Raw genomic sequence first — 15,452 nt, forward strand, 5'->3', positions numbered from 1 at the left:
AAACATTTTAACTCTTCATATTCATCTATTGTAATTTTATATGTTTTTCTTTCTATTAAATTTTCATATAATCCTTTATTATCTGAAAAATATATTTTGAATTTTTCAACCGCTTCACAATTTTTCGATGCTCCTAATAATTTAATTAAATTCCTTGGGGTTCATGAATAAATATAAATATATCTCTATTAAATTTTTTTGATAAACTTTTCGCAGTATCATTTAATATTGTCTTTAGCAAATTAGATGGCTTTTCATTAGAAAAATTTTTTAATAATTCATTTATCATATAATCACTCCTCAATGAAAAAACAGAGAATTTTAGAAAATACATTATAACTATCTATATTATACTATAAAAATCAAAAATTTTTAACAATAATACCCGGAAATTAAAATTATTTTGATATAATTAGTTATAATTAATTTGAAAGGAGATTTCAAATTGAAAAAAGAAACTATAAAAGAACTTTTTTTATTACTTTAGGAACCTTTATTAATGCTATAGGCTGGACTTTATTTTTGATTCCATGGAAAATTGTAGGTGGTGGATTAAGTGGTATAGGAACTATGATTTATTACGTTACTGGAATTCCCGTGGGAATCAGTTATTTATTAATGAATATTATTCTTCTTTACGTTGCAATGAAAATTGTTGGAAAATCATTCGGTTTTAAAACCATTTATGGCATAGCAAGCTCTTCTTTTTTCATTACTTTTTTACAAAACTATTTTAACTCGCCAATAATATATGATCAATTTTTGTCAACAGTAGTTGGTGGAATATTATTGGGTACTGGTATAGGTATAGTATTCCTGGCTGGTGGAAGTACTGGTGGAACTGAAATAATTGTTATGATTATTAATAAATATAGAAATGTCAGTCCAGGAAGAACTATGTTTCTATTTGATATAATAATTATTGGCAGTTCAATTTTTATTTTTGGTTCTTTTGAAAAAATTATATATGGTTATGTAACTATGGCAATAGCTGGATATGCAACTGATCTTGTTTTAGAAGGGCGAAAATCCTCTGTACAATTATTTGTCTTTTCTGAATCGTATGGTTATATTGCAGATGAAATCACAAAAACTCTTGGAAGAGGTGTTACTGTTATTCAGGGAACTGGATGGTATACCAAAGAAAATAAAAATATTATTTTGACCATTATAAAAAGAAAAGAATTACCTATTGTTTTAAAAATTATCAAAAAACATGATAAAAATGCGTTTATTTCCATGTCTTCAGCGGCAGGAGTTTTTGGACAGGGTTTTGAAAAATTAAAAGTATAGTATAATATATATAGAGGAGGAATACAAAGTGTATGATTTTGTTGTGATAAAATATAGTGAAATTGGTACAAAAGGCAAAAATAGAAAAGTATTTGAAAGCAAACTAATGAATAACATAATTCTGCAATTAAATCACAAGGTAACAGCAAAAAAAATATATGGAAGAATTATTGTAACTCCTAAAGAAAATAAGAAAATAGATAAAAATATGTTGAATTCTTTAAAAAAGGTTTTTGGTATTAAATCCATATCTCCCGCTATAGAAGTAAAAAAAGATTATGAAGATATTAGAAATAATATAATAAAATTATTAAAAGATAAAAACATAACTTCCGGTTCATTTAAAGTGGATTCTAGAAGAACTGATAAATCTTTTCCTATTAGAAGTTTTGACCTAAATAAAAATCTCGGTGCGGACATTCTTGATGAATTTCCTGATTTATTCGTAGACGTACATAATCCTGATTATTTGATTAGAGTAGAAATAAGGCACGAACTAGCTTTTGTTTATCTTGAAAACATAGAATGTTTTGCCGGATATCCCGTTGGAGCTGGTGGAAAAGCAAGTATAATGTTATCTGGTGGAATAGATAGTCCAGTGGCTGCATGGATAATGATGAAACGCGGAATGAAACTAAATGCTATTTCTTTTTATAGCCCTCCAAGTAATAATGAAAAAACAGTAATGAAATTAATAGAATTAAGCAAAAAATTAAGTGAATTTTATCCTTTTAATTTCTATCATTATATTATCCCATTTACAGAAGTACAATTAGCTATTAAAAATTTGAATATTGAAAGTTATTCTTTAATTATGCAGAGACGTTCAATGTTAAGAATCGCATCTAAATTAGCTAAACACACCCAAAGCAATGCTTTAATCACAGGAGAAAATTTAGGCCAGGTTGCTTCTCAAACATTGGAAAATATGATAACTATATCAGATGCTACTGATATGTTAATATTAAGACCTTTAGTAGGATATGAAAAACTTGAAATTGTTAAAAAAGCTCAGGAAATAGGAACATATGATATCTCTATCTGGCCTTATAAAGATAGTTGTGTAGCATTTTTGCCAAAAAAACCTGCTACAAAATCTTTCCCAGACAAAATGAAAAAATATGAAGAAAAAATCAATAATCTCTTAGAATTAGAATTAAATGCTTTAAAAAATAGTCTGGTTTATGTGATTAAAAATGGTGAAGTAATTGATAATTATGTATTCTCAGACAAAGAGGTGTTTAAAAGTGAATAAATTTATTTTATTTTTAAAGCAATTATTGTTAACCATATGGTTTTATGTTGGTTTTTTTGGATATGTTGTTATTTATGGATCTTTAGTTTTATTAATTTCAAAAATTATGAAAATGGTTTCCGGAAAAGATAAAGCTGATTCTTATTTAAGAAAAGTTGTTTCTAATTTTGGAAAACGTTCTTTTAAATTAATGGGAATTAATGTTAACGTAAAAAAAGATTTTGAATTAAAAGATTTAGAGAATGAACCATATATTATAATCGCAAATCATCAAAGCTTATTAGACATTCCTTTAATCATTGGCTATATTCATCCTGTTGGATTTATTGCAAAAAAAGAACTGGAAAAAGCACCTATTATTTCAACATACATAAAAGCTCTTGGTTCTGTATTTATTGATAGAAAAAATCCTACTCAAGCTGCAAAAGCCCTCAGAGAATTAAGAAAAAAATTAAATGAAGGCAGAAAACTTGCACTTTTCCCTGAAGGGACAAGAACTCTTGATGGAAAAGTTAAACCTTTCAAAAAAGGTTCTTTAATGATTCCATACAGATATGGTATTAAAATCATTCCCGTTACTATAGATGGAACATATCAAATAATAAAAAAAGGTGATTATCATTTAACACCTCACGAAGTTAAAGTAAGGATATTTAACCCAATCAATCCAAAAAACTTTGAAAATGAGGAAGAATTGAGAAATTATGTTTACAATCTCATTTCATCAGAAATAAATTAATTTCTGATAATATAGTTATATTTTAAAGGATGTGATTTTATGTATAAAAAGATCGATGTTATTACTATGGGACTCGATAAAGTTTCAAATTCTCCCGTAGTTTTTTTACGAATAGAAAATACACATATAGGTCTTCCAATATGGATAGGTGCATGTGAAGCTACTTACCTTGCCCTGGCTATTAATGAACAAAAAACACCAAGACCATTAACTCATGACCTTTTACTTAATATACTGGAAAATGAAGGATATTTTTTAAAGAAAATAGAAATAAATAACATGGAAAATGATATATACTATTCCAATATTTTTCTTGAAAAAGATGGTAGCGAAATAGTAATAGACTCAAGACCTTCTGACGCATTAATATTAGCTGTTAAAAGTAAAGTCCCAATATATGTTAAAGATAAATTGGCTATTGAAAATGGAATAGATATATCGTTTATCCCAATAGAGGATCATGATTCTGAAAATGAAGAAAACAAGAGAAAAGAATTTAAGGACTTCCTGGAAAACTTTGATATTGACACTATAAAAAAGCACTTTTTTGACGAAGGGAATGAAACCGATGAAAGTGATGACAATAAGTGACTTTAAATATTTCTTTGATAAAAAATCTAATTCTTTTTTTGATTCTTTAAAAATGTCGCATATCTTAGAGGCATCTCTGAAATATTCTTTTTTTTCTGGCGGAAAAAGATTGCGTCCATGGATAATTTATAATATTGGACGATATTATAATATAGATGAAGAAAAACTTCTTAAAATAGGGTTTGCCACTGAAATTGTTCATACAGCTTCTCTAATCCATGACGATCTGCCGGCTATAGATAATAGTGACTATCGCCGGGGAAGTGAATCAAATCATAAAAAATTTGGTGAATGGCGAGCTATTTTAACAGGTGACCTGGGTTTCATTTTACCCTTTAAAATATTTGCAGAATTTGATAATGATGAATCAAAATATTTAAGCGAATTTTTTTCTGAAACAATATTAAGCCTTATTGATGGTGAAACTTTGGATGTTTCATTTGAAAAAAATATAATTAATCCAACACAATCTGATATCGAAAATATGTATATAAAAAAAACTTCAGCATTATTCGAATTTTCCTTTGCCTGTTCTCCATTATTGTTAAATAAAAAAGAAGAGTTTGAATATCTGAAAAAAGCAGGTAAGAACTTTGGAGTAGCTTTTCAGATTTATGATGATTTAAAAGATGTGTATGGAAAATTTGAAGATGTTGGAAAAGATTTAAATAACGATGAAAACAAATTTACATTCTTGAAAATTCTATCTATAGATGAAGCTAAAACTTATGCTAATAATTTATTTAATGAAACAATTTCAATACTTTCAAATTTAAACTTAACTAATTTTATTGAAGAATTACAAAAAATAAAATCCTTAATTGAAAGGAAATGAGAATGGCTAAAAAAGAAAAGAAAACAGATGCTGGATTAAAAAAGAAAAAAAATTTGATCTAAATAAATTTGCAAATATTTTAAAAAATTTAAATTTAAAAAAACTGGCAAAAAATAAATTTAAAAGATATTATAAATAATATCAAGAACTTCAAGCAACTTGAGAAAAAGAAGAAAATAATGTTGCTTGGAGGTTTTTTAGTTTTTATCATATTAATTGCTGGTATTGTTTTTTTTATTCCCCGTTTTACCACCAAAAGATTAAAAATTGAAAAAGAGGCTAAGTCTGCTTCTATATCCGATTTATTTTTATACGTTCCTCCAGATGCTTTTCAATACAATAAAACATTTACAATAAAACCCTTAAAAGAAAATTCAGCTGAATATCAAAATTTAAAAACTATGGGGAATTTTTATGGCCCAATTTATGAAATAATTCCTGATGATAAAAAAGAAGAGTCGGCTTTAAAACCTATTAAAATCAAATATAGAATTCCTATGGATCTTTATTATGGGGATAATTTCAATAATTTTTCAATTATATATGCTTCAGACGATAATCCACCTATAATAAAAAAATTACCTGGTTGTGAAATATATAAAGATGAATCTATAGGTTCTTATGTTGTTCAGGCAAATACCTTTCACTTTTCAAAGTTTGGATTATACGTTGATCCTACTCCAAAAGAGGTTTCTTTTGGATTAAAAACATTGATAGAAAAACCCCTTCTTTAGAGCCTGATCTTATATTAGTGCCTGGTATAGATAATAATTTTCTTGGTTTTATACCAAATACACAAACTATAAATAATATATATGGGGAAAATGTGTGGAGCTTATATTTTCCTAATAGAACTATATGGTATTATAAATACCCATTGTTAGAAACAAAACCAAAAAGCTATATGGATGCTTTTTTTGGATATTATATTAGAACTGGTTCAAATAGCTATCTCGAGTTCGAAGCTGAACGCTTTGCTTCAGAATTGAAAGCTAAACAAAATAAAAAATTTGACATAATAACTCAAGGAATTGGAAGTTTAATTGTTCGTTATGCTTTAGAGAAACATCCTGAGATAAAAAATGTCAGGACTATCAGTATGTTTTCACCTCCAAATAAAGGAATAAATACAGTTAATCCAATTTATTATAATGTTATTTATAAAAAAAGCCCTGAAATTATAGAATTAACCTATGGACTTAATAAAGAAGAGTATAATTCCTTATTTTTAAATATTTCATCTAAAATTGAACTTATTTCTTCATACTATAAAGAATTATTACCAGACTCAAAATTCATAAAAAAATAAATTCATTAAAACGAAGAAAAGATATTAAATATTATATATATACAGGAACCGTACCAGATATTACTGTTCATATAAAAAATACTAAATTAGCAGCTTTTTATCCCGAATTCATAAACGGTGATGGCGATGGCCTTGTTACAGTTGATAGCGCCAGACTTGATGGTGCAAAAATGTATACATTTAAACTTCCTTACAATAAATTGTTTTCTGATAACAACGTTTTAAAATTACTCCAAAAGAATTTATCTTCTGGAATAGAAAAAGTAAACATACCAAGTATTACAGATGATTCATTCCAGAAAATAAAAAAGAGTTATCTGAAAAAATTACTACTGAAGAAAAGAAAAAGGAAGCTATTTCTGAAATCTATAAAAAACCTTTAAATTATCAAAAAAAAGCTTTATTAAATTTTTCAGAGCAATTGTTATATTTAAATAATATTACATATGGAAAAATATATAATTTAAATGGTAATATTCTTTTAGTTACAAATAAAGGTGTTTTTGATCTTGATGGAAAAAATATTTTAGGCAAAAAAATCTTAGGTAGCATAGAATATAAAAACAGACTATATATTACAACTAATGATGGAGTTTATGCTATTGATAATAGTTCACATGAATTTGTTAAAATTAGAAATATTGATTTTGATATTCATGACAATATTTTTTATTTACCAGAAATACGAAAATATATTTATGTTGATTATACTGATGGATTGGCAAATATTTATGAAAATGATCAACTTATTGACAATAAGAAAGTGTTTATAAAGTTAAAAGTATTAAATAATGACTATTATATGGTTTTGGGAGACAAAATATTAAAAAGAAAAAACAATCAATGGAGAACTATCGTAACCAAATCTGGAATTGAAAATATAATAAAAAAGAATATAGATTATTTTGCAGACTATTTCTCCGTGCTTATTATATATATCTTTTAACATCTGACTATAAATTATTGATATACGATACAAAAAATTCAAAAGTTCAAATTCTTGGAGATAGTGATGTCGGAAAATTAAAAATGTTAGAAAATAATAATAAACTCTGGATTTTTGATAAAAATTATATTACATATATTGACATGGAAAATAAAGTATTTCCAGGCGAATATCAAACACTTAATAATTCGGATATTATTGATATTACGGATTATGATAAAAATTCATTCTTAATTTTTCTAAAAAAAGATGGGGATTTGAGTTATGGATAGCTCATTATTAAAAAAAATTACTTTAATCTTATTCTTACTATTAATATTTACTTTATTTGGCCAGACATTTCTGGATAAAGCAGAAGTGTACTATTTTAATGGAAAAAGCGCTTTTCAAACTGGAGAATACAAAAGCGCCGAAAGATTTTTTGAAGAATCTTTAAAGCTTTCTGCTGAAATTGAGATTAAGTATCCTGATATTAGATATATGCTTGGGTGGACGAAATTTTATTTAAAAAATATAATGAAGCAAAAAATTATTTAAAAGATTACACAAATGATCCAAAAGTTGCGCTTGCTCTAAAAAGTATAGAAAATGGAAATATCCAGGAAAATCTACATTTTGAAACCTTAAAAATTAAATCCACTTTACCATCCACCGAATCTACATCAAATAATAATTTGAAAATCGGATGGTTTTATTATATATTAGTTGCATTTGTAATATTTTTTGTTGTAGCAGTTATGGCATTTTTAATATACTTTTTTATTTTAAAAAAATATTCATTTGGAGAAAAAGTTACGGAACTTAAAAACACTGAAGAATCTATGGAATTTAATGTATCCGAAGAAAAAGAAGAAGAAGCCGCAATTCCAATAGAAGAAATTCTTGAAGTAAAAATCGATGAGTTAGAAGAACTATGGATGAATATGAAAAGATGAAAAAGAAAATGGATATAGATGAAAGTGAACCTATTGAGCCAATTAGTGTTTCAAGTAATCAATCTATAGAAACTAATACTGAAACAAATTTAGAAGAAATTGATGTTAACTCTTTATTAGATGAACCATTGCCCGAAGAAACTAAAGATATTAATATGGATATTGAAGATGTCTTAGAAGATAATAATGTAGAAGAAAAAATAAGTTCAGAAAATATCGAAGAGCTATCTGATAATGAAACAGAAAATATAGATGAAGAAAATAATGAAAATAATGAAGATAATGAAGATAATAATATTGAATCTTTTATAGAAAAGAAAAAATGACTGATCTGGATAATATAGAAACTGTTAAACCTAATATAGATGTAATTACTAAGTATAATAAAATTATGTCTGAACCTGAAGGAGCAATAGTTGTTTCAAACGTTAAAGGATTAGAAAGCTTAGAAAAGATTGACGAAGAAGTCGCAAAGAAAGGGGAATATTTTCAAAAAGTGATTTACATGCAATCTTTAAAGAAATTTTTGCAGATAAAAATAGAGATCACCTTATGATAGAATAAAAAATGGAGCGGCGACGGACTCGAACCCGCGACCCTCAGCTTGGGAAGCTGATGCTCTACCAACTGAGCTACACCGCATCAGTTAATTATTATATCATTTTTAAATACTTTTTTCAAGGAGGAATTTATGCAAGATAAACTTTTTAAAAATGTTTTAATCATTTCGACATCTTCTATGTTAATTCTGATAATTTTCTTATTACCTGAAGTTTTTTCAGGAAAACTTATTTTAAATCCCGTATTATTAACACTGGATCTTTACAAATCAGATGGTATGGATTACTTATAGCAACAGGAGTTTTTCTTAGTTTTTATCTTGCAAATAACACTGCGAAAATGTGGAATATTTCTGAAGATGATTTATCTACAGCTGTTATTATAGGTATTATTTTCGCCATTATTGGCGCTCGTTTATATTATGTAACTTTTAATTGGGATATATATTCCAAAACACCTTCTGAAATCTTTAAAACATGGCATGGTGGCATGGCCATACATGGGGTATTTTGGGAGCATTATTATCTGTATACCTTTATACTAAATTGAAAAAAAACATAACCTTTAACTTTTTAAAAGGGCTTGATTTAATGGCACATGTTTTACCTTTAGGTCAGGCTATAGGAAGATGGGGTAACTTTTTTAATTATGAAGCCTATGGTGGTCCTACTAACCTCCCATGGAAAATGTATGTTCCAGCCCATATCGAATGCCAGGTTATGAACAATTTGAGTATTTTCATCCTACATTTTTATATGAATCTTTATGGATTTAGGAATCTTTTTATTTCTATTCTATTATGCAAGAAATAAAAAGAAATTTGATGGAGAAATAATTTCTCTTTATTTAATTTTATATTCTTTAGGCAGAGCATGGATAGAACTTTTAAGAACTGATTCGTTGATGTTTATGGGAATGAAGGTTGCGGTGTTGATAAGTATTTTGTTTATTATTATTGGAATAGTAATGTATGTATTGTTAAAAAAATATTCTTATGGAATAAAAAATAATTATAGATATAGTTCGGAGGAGGGAAAGTATGGATAAAGCTTTTATTGGAAAATCTATGGATATTGAACCTATTATATATGACGATGGTGGAAAGACTGTTAAAGGTGCTCATAAGAGAGTATTAATTGGAAATAAATTAGGTGCTCCAAACTTTGTAATGAGATTATTTACTTTAGAAAAAGACGGTTTTTCACCAAAACACACTCATGATTGGGAACATGAAGTTTTCGTATTAAAAGGTAAATTGGAAGTTTTTAATGGTGAAGAATACATAATTGCTGAAGAAGGAGATTTTGTATTTGTTCCACCAAATGTAGAACATCAATTTAAAAACATAAATAATGGCGAAAGTCAGTTTATTTGTGTAATTCCAAAAAGTGGAGGGGAATAATTAGTGAAATTAGTTGACACACATTGTCATTTAAATTTAATTGATAATAAAGAAGATATAATAAAAACCTTTGATGAAAATAACATGGAATTTGTAATAGAAATTGGTATAAACGTTGAAAACTCTTTTGAAAACATAGAATTAGCAAATAAATTTGAAAAAATTTATTGTTCTGTCGGAATTCATCCAAATGATTCCGCTAATTTAACAAATAAAGATTTTGATACTATAAAAATTCTCGCTCAAAATAAAAAAGTCGTTGCTATTGGTGAAATTGGACTGGACTATTATAGAGAATATACAACAAAAAAAGAACAATTTAATTCACTTTCAAAACAGATTCAGATTGCCCAGGAAGTAAAACTTCCATTAATTTTACATATACGCGAGGCATACAATGACGCTTTTGAGATATTAGTAAATGAAGGAATTTCTGATAAATCTGGAGTGGTTCATTGCTTCTCCTCTGATTGGAAAACAGCAAAAAAGTTTTTGGATTTAGGTTTTTATATTGGCATTGATGGACCAATCACTTTTAAAAATAATCATAAATTGGTTGAAGTAGTAAAAAATACACCTGTTGAATACCTTTTACCAGAAACAGATTCACCATTTTTAACTCCTGTTCCATTTCGTGGTAAAAAAAATAACCCTATTTATGTAAAATATATAATTGAAAAGATTGCGGAAATTAAAGATATACCAACTGAACATCTATCGGAAATATTTTTAGAAAACTCAAAAAAATTATTTAACATATAAACCTCCCAAAAATTGGGAGGTTTATATGTTATTATGATATAATAACAATAGAATAAGCATATTGTGAGGTGAGTTATGAAAATAATTAAAATTAAAAGAAATAAAATATATACTATAAAAATTATGGGAGAATTTACTTTATATGATGTCCATGATTTTGAAAATGAAGTTATACCAATTATCTCAAAAAAAGATATAACTACAATCATTATAGATTTTAATGGGTTAATAACTATTGATAGTACAGGTATAGGACAACTGATTTCCTTACAAAAAAAATTAATTGAAAAAGGAAAAGAATTAGTTCTTATAAATATGAACGAAAAAATACAAAAACTATTTGCATTATTAAAGCTTCAAGAAGTTTTTAATATAAACAAATGAAAGGGTGTTTTATATGAAAATATTGATTTTTTATGCTGCTATTTTTATAGCTGTTTTAGGCGTATTCTTTTCTCAAATACCAATATTGCCCATTATATTAGAAGCTCTGGCAGCCGTTGTTTTTTCTATGGTTTTTGAAAAAGGAAGATGGTTATACTTAATCATATTTTTTATAATATTTGTTTTGATAATCACAAACTATATTCCAGCATTTAATTTTATTCTCACAATAAAATAAACGAGGTGATTAGATGATAAAAACTATAAAATTTGTATTTGAAAAGGAATTCAGACAAAAATCTTATTATTTAATATTTATTTCCATTTTGCTATTCTTACCAAATGATTTAGGTAATCTATTTGCCGTTATTTTTGCATCAACATTATTAACAAGAGAAATAGAAAATAAAAATTTTTCTTTGATTTCTACTTTACCTATTTCAAGAATGGATTTTTATTTATCATATTATATTTTTGGAGCAAGTTTATTACTGCTTTCAAAAGCTTTATATTTTGGAATAACAAAAAATTCAGACTGGATAGGATTATTGGGTAATCTATTATTTTTCGCTTTCTTTTATAGTTTAAGTGTATTATCTTCTATTAAAGGACTCGGAGGCATATATATTCCTATTTCAATCTGGTTGGTTGATTTATTTTTAAAATCAAACGAAATGATAAAAGATTATAGTCTGGTTACTCAAAAAAATTTATTTATAAATTTAATTTCATTATTTTTATTTTTTTCTGTAATGATAATATTTCATTACTCTGATTCATCTAATTATACAAAAAATAAAAATAAATTATTTACAATCTTAAGTCTTATATTTGTATTAATTATTGTTGCATGGTTAATTACAAATTCTTTGAGGTGATTAGTATGATAGAAGTTATAAATTTAGAAAAGTCTTATGGTCCAAAACCTGCACTAATTGATGTAAATCTTACTATTAATCCAGGAGATATTTATGTTCTTGTAGGGCCAAATGGTGCTGGAAAAACAACAACATTAAAATGTATATACGGTGATTTAAAACCTGACGAAGGAAAAGTCTTAATTAATGGGAAAAAATTAAATAAATTTAGAAAAAGAAATATATCTGTTTTGCTTGAAGATAGAATAACGTTTAAAGGATTATATCCTTATGATTATGCTGAATTATGGAAAATTCTATATCCGACCTGGAATGAAAAAAAATATAAAGAGTTGATGATGGAATTTGAGTTACCCATAAACAAACCTGTTCATGCGTACTCTTCAGGAATGAAAACGCTTTTTTATATTATTCTTATGTTTTCTTCTCAACCAAAAATCATGATACTTGATGAACCAACACAAAATATTGATCCGGTAAAGAAAGATAAAATACTTAAAATGTTAAAAGAGTTTGTATCAAATAAAGAAAACATTGTTATTATGTCAACTCATCACATCGAGGAAGTTGAATTAATAGCAACAAGATTTGCCATAATAAATTCTGGAAAAACCACATTTGAAGGGAATATAGAAAAAGCTTTATCTGATCATAAAATTGTAAAACAAAGTGAAATGACGGAAGAAATGGAAATCATAACACCTTTAGATGATGGAATACTGGTAAAAACCGAAGAGAATATCGGAAGGTCTCCCGATTTTAGGGAAGTTGTTCTTGGATATTTAAAAAAATGAATCATTTTTTAATATTACAAATTAAAATATTACATGTATTTAAGCATGTTTAAGATGCAATTTCGGAAGAAATTGCATTTTTTTATTTTTTTACTTGTAAATAATGATATTTTTATGTTATAATATGATTATCAAAAAAATAAAGTTAGTTAATTTTTACATTGTAGTAGTATTATTTTTACATAACCATTATATAAAGGGAGGGATTGTATGAAGAAGTTTTTATTGATTTTATTGCTCATCGTTTCTGTATTGGCTTTTTCTTCAAAGGTATTAGTTGTTGGAACTACGGACAAGATTAGGACTTTAGATCCAGCAAAATGTTATGACTACTTTTCAAGTAACATTCTTCAAAATGTTTTAACAGGTTTGGTTGATTACGAAGTTAACACTTCTAATCTCATTCCATCATTAGCAGAAAAATGGGAAGTTTCCCCTGATGGTTTAGTTTATACTTTCTATCTTAGAAAAGATGCAAAATTCGAAGATGGAACAGCCATTGATGCTTCTGTTATGAAATATTCTATTGACAGAGCTATGAAATTAAATGGTGATCCTGCATTCTTATTAACAGATATTGTTGACAGCACAAATGTTGTTGACAAGTATACATTCCAGATAAAATTAAAGTACCCATTTTCAGCATTTTTATCTGTTTTGGGTTATACAGTGGCATGGCCAGTAAATCCAAATTTATATCCAGCAAATGCATTTTATGAAGGTGCTCCTTCTTCTTCAGGACCATATAAAATCGCTGAATGGATAAGAGATGTTAGAATAGTTTTGGTTAAAAATGATAAATATTTTGGTCCAGCACCAAAAGTAGATAAAGTTGTTATTACATTCTATGAAAGTGCTGCCACATTAAGATTGGCTCTGGAGACAGGCCAAATCGATATTGCATTTAGGCATTTAGATCCAAGAGATATTTCTGATCTTGAAAACAATCCAAATATTAATGTTATAAAAGGCAGCAGTCCTCAAATAAGATATCTTGTATTAAATACAAAACAGGCTCCATTCTCAAATCCTCTTGTAAGAAAAGCTATAATGTATGCTGTTGACAGACAGAGAATTGTTGATGATGTTTTTGTTGGATTAGCTCAACCATTATACTCAATGGTTCCAATGGGAATGTGGAGTCATAAAGATATATTCCCAAAAAGAAATTTAAGAGCTGCTAAAAGATTATTACAACAGGCTGGTTATTGGACAGATAAACCATTAACTATTGACTTATGGTATTCACCTACACATTACGGAACAACAGAAGCTGATGTAGCTCAAGTATTGAAAGAATCATTAGAAGAAACAGGTATTATTAAGGTAAACATTAAATATGCAGAATGGTCAACATATGTCGACTATTTCTTAAATGGAACAATGGGATTATTCCTACTAGGTTGGTATCCAGACTATATAGATCCTGATGATTATCTATGGCCATTCTTAAGTATTAATGGTGCAAAATCAATGGGTAGTTTCTATGAAAACCCAACTACAGAAGCTATTATGAAAGCTGCAAGAATCTGTGTTGATCAAAATACAAGATCTGACCTTTATGAACAGGTTCAAAATCATTTAGTTGTTGATGTTCCTAATATTCCTCTTTGGCAGGGAGTTGCAGTAGTAGCTACTCAAAAGAATATTAAAGGTGTATTATTAGAACCAACACAAATATTTAGATATTATTTGATCGAAAAGAAATAATAATCTCCCGCCAATTGGCGGGGTTTTTAAAAGAGGTGATGATTTTGTCCTTGAAAGATTACATACTCACAAGAATTTTATTAGCTATACCTATGATGTTTATTCTTTTAATAGTTATTTTCTTTGTTCTTAGAATTATTCCAGGTGATCCTGTATTAGCAATTCTAGGAGGTAAAGCTCCACAGGAAGTTATTGATCAAAAACGTCATGAATTGGGATTAGATAAACCTATCATAATTCAATTTTTCGATTATGTTGGGGACCTCTTAAAAGGTGATCTTGGTAAATCAACATTAACCTCAAGACCTGTATGGAATGAAATAAAAGATCGATTTCCTGCTACTGTTGAATTAACCTTATTCGCTTTCATAGTTGCCGTTCTAATCGGGGTTTTTTGGGAGCAGAAGCGGCGGCCCATAGAGATGGTGTTATTGATATTACTGCAAGAGTTTATTCAGTTTTCATATATGCTATTCCTGTATTCTGGTTCGGTTTAATGATGCAATATTATTTTGGAATGGTATTAAGATGGCTACCTGTTGCAGGAAGATTATCTCCTATCGTTTCTCTAGATACAAAAACAGGCTTCTTTTTATTGGATTCTATTATTTCTGGAAATTGGGAAGCTTTTGTTGATGTTTTAAAACATCTATTAATGCCAGGCATTACGCTTGGTTTGGTTATTTCAAGTATATTTTTAAGAATGGTTAGAAACAATACCATTTTAATGCTATCCCAGGATTTTTCCACAGCAGCAAGAGCACGCGGAATAAGTCAAAGAAGAGTGCTATACAAACATGCATTAAGAAATGCTATGGTTCCTATTCTAACTGTCATGGGACTTCAATTGGCTATATTATTGGCTGGTGCTGTTTTAACTGAAACTACATTTTCATGGCCAGGATTAGGAAGTTATCTTGTCATGAAAATAAGATATAGAGATTTTCCAGCTATTCAGGGACCATTGTGTTTTTCGCATTTTTTGTTATAGTTATTAGTATCGTTGTTGATATAATTAATGCACTTATAGACCCAAGAGTCAGATATTGAGGTGATAT

24 protein-coding genes, 1 tRNA gene and 2 pseudogenes are annotated in these 15,452 nt (G+C 27.6%); 25 read left to right on the forward strand and 2 right to left on the reverse strand.

Going from position 1 to position 15,452, the window contains the following annotated elements; all coding sequences use genetic code 11:
* Positions 1-145: 145 nt before the first annotated feature.
* Positions 146-289, reverse strand: coding sequence for a hypothetical protein (locus tag DJ007_RS14840; protein ID WP_165974138.1), 144 nt, complete (start codon positions 287-289; stop codon positions 146-148).
* 188 nt (positions 290-477) lie between these two features.
* Here DJ007_RS14840 and DJ007_RS11090 point away from each other — a divergent pair, with 188 nt between their 5' ends.
* The 14 genes from DJ007_RS11090 to DJ007_RS11155 all read left to right on the forward strand — a co-directional run bounded on the left by DJ007_RS11090 (position 478) and on the right by DJ007_RS11155 (position 8,459).
* Complete coding sequence (locus DJ007_RS11090) at positions 478-1,293, forward strand: YitT family protein (protein ID WP_276318770.1); 816 nt, start codon at positions 478-480, stop codon at positions 1,291-1,293.
* Positions 1,294-1,321: 28 nt separating this feature from the next.
* Positions 1,322-2,548 carry a tRNA uracil 4-sulfurtransferase ThiI gene (gene thiI / locus DJ007_RS11095; RefSeq protein ID WP_165974139.1) on the forward strand — a complete coding sequence of 409 codons (1,227 nt, stop codon included), beginning with the start codon at positions 1,322-1,324 and terminating at the stop codon, positions 2,546-2,548.
* Positions 2,541-3,287 carry a lysophospholipid acyltransferase family protein gene (locus tag DJ007_RS11100; RefSeq protein WP_165974140.1) on the forward strand — a complete coding sequence of 249 codons (747 nt, stop codon included), beginning with the start codon at positions 2,541-2,543 and terminating at the stop codon, positions 3,285-3,287. Before thiI ends, DJ007_RS11100 begins: the two co-directional genes overlap by 8 nt.
* Before the next feature lie 39 nt (positions 3,288-3,326).
* A complete protein-coding gene (locus DJ007_RS11105; RefSeq protein WP_129409608.1) occupies positions 3,327-3,878 on the forward strand; it encodes a bifunctional nuclease family protein in 552 nt (183 codons plus the stop codon).
* The gene (locus DJ007_RS11110; RefSeq protein WP_129409609.1) at positions 3,847-4,713 is read left to right on the forward strand and encodes a polyprenyl synthetase family protein; all 867 of its coding nucleotides are present in this window, start codon (positions 3,847-3,849) and stop codon (positions 4,711-4,713) included. The genes DJ007_RS11105 and DJ007_RS11110 overlap by 32 nt, the downstream gene beginning before the upstream one ends.
* 179 nt (positions 4,714-4,892) lie before the next feature.
* Positions 4,893-5,447, forward strand: coding sequence for a hypothetical protein (locus tag DJ007_RS11115; protein WP_129409610.1), 555 nt, complete (start codon positions 4,893-4,895; stop codon positions 5,445-5,447).
* A 17-nt stretch (positions 5,448-5,464) separates the two neighbouring features.
* On the forward strand, positions 5,465-6,022 hold the full coding sequence (locus DJ007_RS11120; protein WP_129409611.1) for a hypothetical protein: 558 nt from the start codon (positions 5,465-5,467) through the stop codon (positions 6,020-6,022).
* 170 nt (positions 6,023-6,192) lie between these two features.
* Positions 6,193-6,405 (forward strand): hypothetical protein, encoded by a 213-nt coding sequence (locus DJ007_RS11125; RefSeq protein ID WP_129409612.1) that lies wholly within the window; start codon positions 6,193-6,195, stop codon positions 6,403-6,405.
* 38 nt (positions 6,406-6,443) lie between these two features.
* Positions 6,444-6,968: a hypothetical protein gene (locus tag DJ007_RS11130; protein WP_129409613.1), complete on the forward strand. Its 525-nt coding sequence runs from the start codon at positions 6,444-6,446 to the stop codon at positions 6,966-6,968.
* Positions 6,969-6,985: 17 nt separating this feature from the next.
* A complete protein-coding gene (locus DJ007_RS11135) occupies positions 6,986-7,240 on the forward strand; it encodes a hypothetical protein (protein ID WP_129409614.1) in 255 nt (84 codons plus the stop codon).
* Positions 7,233-7,505 carry a tetratricopeptide repeat protein gene (locus DJ007_RS11140; protein WP_129409615.1) on the forward strand — a complete coding sequence of 91 codons (273 nt, stop codon included), beginning with the start codon at positions 7,233-7,235 and terminating at the stop codon, positions 7,503-7,505. Before DJ007_RS11135 ends, DJ007_RS11140 begins: the two co-directional genes overlap by 8 nt.
* Positions 7,457-7,903: a hypothetical protein gene (locus DJ007_RS11145; RefSeq protein ID WP_129409616.1), complete on the forward strand. Its 447-nt coding sequence runs from the start codon at positions 7,457-7,459 to the stop codon at positions 7,901-7,903. The genes DJ007_RS11140 and DJ007_RS11145 overlap by 49 nt, the downstream gene beginning before the upstream one ends.
* Positions 7,882-8,229: a hypothetical protein gene (locus tag DJ007_RS11150; protein ID WP_165974142.1), complete on the forward strand. Its 348-nt coding sequence runs from the start codon at positions 7,882-7,884 to the stop codon at positions 8,227-8,229. Before DJ007_RS11145 ends, DJ007_RS11150 begins: the two co-directional genes overlap by 22 nt.
* A complete protein-coding gene (locus tag DJ007_RS11155) occupies positions 8,226-8,459 on the forward strand; it encodes a hypothetical protein (protein ID WP_129409618.1) in 234 nt (77 codons plus the stop codon). Before DJ007_RS11150 ends, DJ007_RS11155 begins: the two co-directional genes overlap by 4 nt.
* Positions 8,460-8,471: 12 nt before the next feature.
* Here the strand turns inward: DJ007_RS11155 and DJ007_RS11160 are convergent.
* Positions 8,472-8,544 (reverse strand) — tRNA-Gly (locus DJ007_RS11160).
* 50 nt (positions 8,545-8,594) lie between these two features.
* Between DJ007_RS11160 and DJ007_RS18070 the strand changes: the two genes are divergently transcribed.
* From DJ007_RS18070 to DJ007_RS20445, 11 genes and pseudogenes are all read left to right on the forward strand, one after another.
* Entirely contained in the window at positions 8,595-8,756 is a 162-nt protein-coding gene (locus DJ007_RS18070) for a hypothetical protein (protein WP_240739542.1), read from the forward strand.
* A pseudogene (lgt, locus tag DJ007_RS11165) lies at positions 8,753-9,276 on the forward strand (prolipoprotein diacylglyceryl transferase). The gene DJ007_RS18070 and the pseudogene lgt overlap by 4 nt, the downstream one beginning before the upstream one ends.
* Entirely contained in the window at positions 9,230-9,511 is a 282-nt protein-coding gene (locus DJ007_RS19350; RefSeq protein ID WP_276318757.1) for a prolipoprotein diacylglyceryl transferase family protein, read from the forward strand. The pseudogene lgt and the gene DJ007_RS19350 overlap by 47 nt, the downstream one beginning before the upstream one ends.
* A complete protein-coding gene (locus DJ007_RS11170; RefSeq protein WP_129409619.1) occupies positions 9,504-9,866 on the forward strand; it encodes a cupin domain-containing protein in 363 nt (120 codons plus the stop codon). The genes DJ007_RS19350 and DJ007_RS11170 overlap by 8 nt, the downstream gene beginning before the upstream one ends.
* Positions 9,867-9,869: 3 nt before the next feature.
* On the forward strand, positions 9,870-10,628 hold the full coding sequence (locus DJ007_RS11175) for a TatD family hydrolase (protein ID WP_129409620.1): 759 nt from the start codon (positions 9,870-9,872) through the stop codon (positions 10,626-10,628).
* 75 nt (positions 10,629-10,703) lie between these two features.
* Positions 10,704-11,012, forward strand: coding sequence for an STAS domain-containing protein (locus DJ007_RS11180; protein ID WP_129409621.1), 309 nt, complete (start codon positions 10,704-10,706; stop codon positions 11,010-11,012).
* 13 nt (positions 11,013-11,025) lie between these two features.
* Positions 11,026-11,250, forward strand: a complete 225-nt coding sequence (locus tag DJ007_RS11185) for a hypothetical protein (RefSeq protein ID WP_129409622.1) — start codon at positions 11,026-11,028, stop codon at positions 11,248-11,250.
* Positions 11,251-11,263: 13 nt separating this feature from the next.
* Positions 11,264-11,890, forward strand: coding sequence for a hypothetical protein (locus DJ007_RS11190; protein ID WP_129409623.1), 627 nt, complete (start codon positions 11,264-11,266; stop codon positions 11,888-11,890).
* A 5-nt stretch (positions 11,891-11,895) separates the two neighbouring features.
* A complete protein-coding gene (locus DJ007_RS11195; protein ID WP_165974143.1) occupies positions 11,896-12,684 on the forward strand; it encodes an ABC transporter ATP-binding protein in 789 nt (262 codons plus the stop codon).
* Between the two features lie 210 nt (positions 12,685-12,894).
* Positions 12,895-14,394 carry an ABC transporter substrate-binding protein gene (locus DJ007_RS11200; protein WP_129409625.1) on the forward strand — a complete coding sequence of 500 codons (1,500 nt, stop codon included), beginning with the start codon at positions 12,895-12,897 and terminating at the stop codon, positions 14,392-14,394.
* Positions 14,395-14,438: 44 nt separating this feature from the next.
* Positions 14,439-15,444, forward strand: a pseudogene (locus DJ007_RS20445) (ABC transporter permease).
* Positions 15,445-15,452 lie beyond the last annotated feature (8 nt).

It is taken from the genome of Marinitoga lauensis (assembly GCF_004135675.1).
In the GTDB taxonomy this organism is placed as follows: Bacteria; Thermotogota; Thermotogae; order Petrotogales; family Petrotogaceae; genus Marinitoga; species Marinitoga lauensis.

Excerpts from the sequence above, each read along its gene's own strand:
- DJ007_RS11190 (WP_129409623.1), top strand. The coding sequence starts at position 11,264 with ATGATAAAAACTATAAAATTTGTATTTGAAAAGGAATTCAGACAAAAA.
- DJ007_RS11195 (WP_165974143.1), top strand. The coding sequence starts at position 11,896 with ATGATAGAAGTTATAAATTTAGAAAAGTCTTATGGTCCAAAACCTGCA.
- DJ007_RS11170 (WP_129409619.1), top strand. The coding sequence starts at position 9,504 with ATGGATAAAGCTTTTATTGGAAAATCTATGGATATTGAACCTATTATA.
- DJ007_RS11185 (WP_129409622.1), top strand. The coding sequence starts at position 11,026 with ATGAAAATATTGATTTTTTATGCTGCTATTTTTATAGCTGTTTTAGGC.
- DJ007_RS11140 (WP_129409615.1), top strand. The coding sequence starts at position 7,233 with ATGGATAGCTCATTATTAAAAAAAATTACTTTAATCTTATTCTTACTA.
- DJ007_RS11155 (WP_129409618.1), top strand. The coding sequence starts at position 8,226 with ATGACTGATCTGGATAATATAGAAACTGTTAAACCTAATATAGATGTA.
- DJ007_RS19350 (WP_276318757.1), top strand. The coding sequence starts at position 9,230 with ATGGATTTAGGAATCTTTTTATTTCTATTCTATTATGCAAGAAATAAA.
- DJ007_RS11105 (WP_129409608.1), top strand. The coding sequence starts at position 3,327 with ATGTATAAAAAGATCGATGTTATTACTATGGGACTCGATAAAGTTTCA.
- DJ007_RS18070 (WP_240739542.1), top strand. The coding sequence starts at position 8,595 with ATGCAAGATAAACTTTTTAAAAATGTTTTAATCATTTCGACATCTTCT.
- DJ007_RS11115 (WP_129409610.1), top strand. The coding sequence starts at position 4,893 with ATGTTGCTTGGAGGTTTTTTAGTTTTTATCATATTAATTGCTGGTATT.
- DJ007_RS11125 (WP_129409612.1), top strand. The coding sequence starts at position 6,193 with ATGTATACATTTAAACTTCCTTACAATAAATTGTTTTCTGATAACAAC.
- DJ007_RS11150 (WP_165974142.1), top strand. The coding sequence starts at position 7,882 with ATGGATGAATATGAAAAGATGAAAAAGAAAATGGATATAGATGAAAGT.
- DJ007_RS11110 (WP_129409609.1), top strand. The coding sequence starts at position 3,847 with ATGAAACCGATGAAAGTGATGACAATAAGTGACTTTAAATATTTCTTT.
- DJ007_RS11180 (WP_129409621.1), top strand. The coding sequence starts at position 10,704 with ATGAAAATAATTAAAATTAAAAGAAATAAAATATATACTATAAAAATT.
- DJ007_RS11200 (WP_129409625.1), top strand. The coding sequence starts at position 12,895 with ATGAAGAAGTTTTTATTGATTTTATTGCTCATCGTTTCTGTATTGGCT.
- DJ007_RS14840 (WP_165974138.1), bottom strand. The coding sequence starts at position 289 with ATGATAAATGAATTATTAAAAAATTTTTCTAATGAAAAGCCATCTAAT.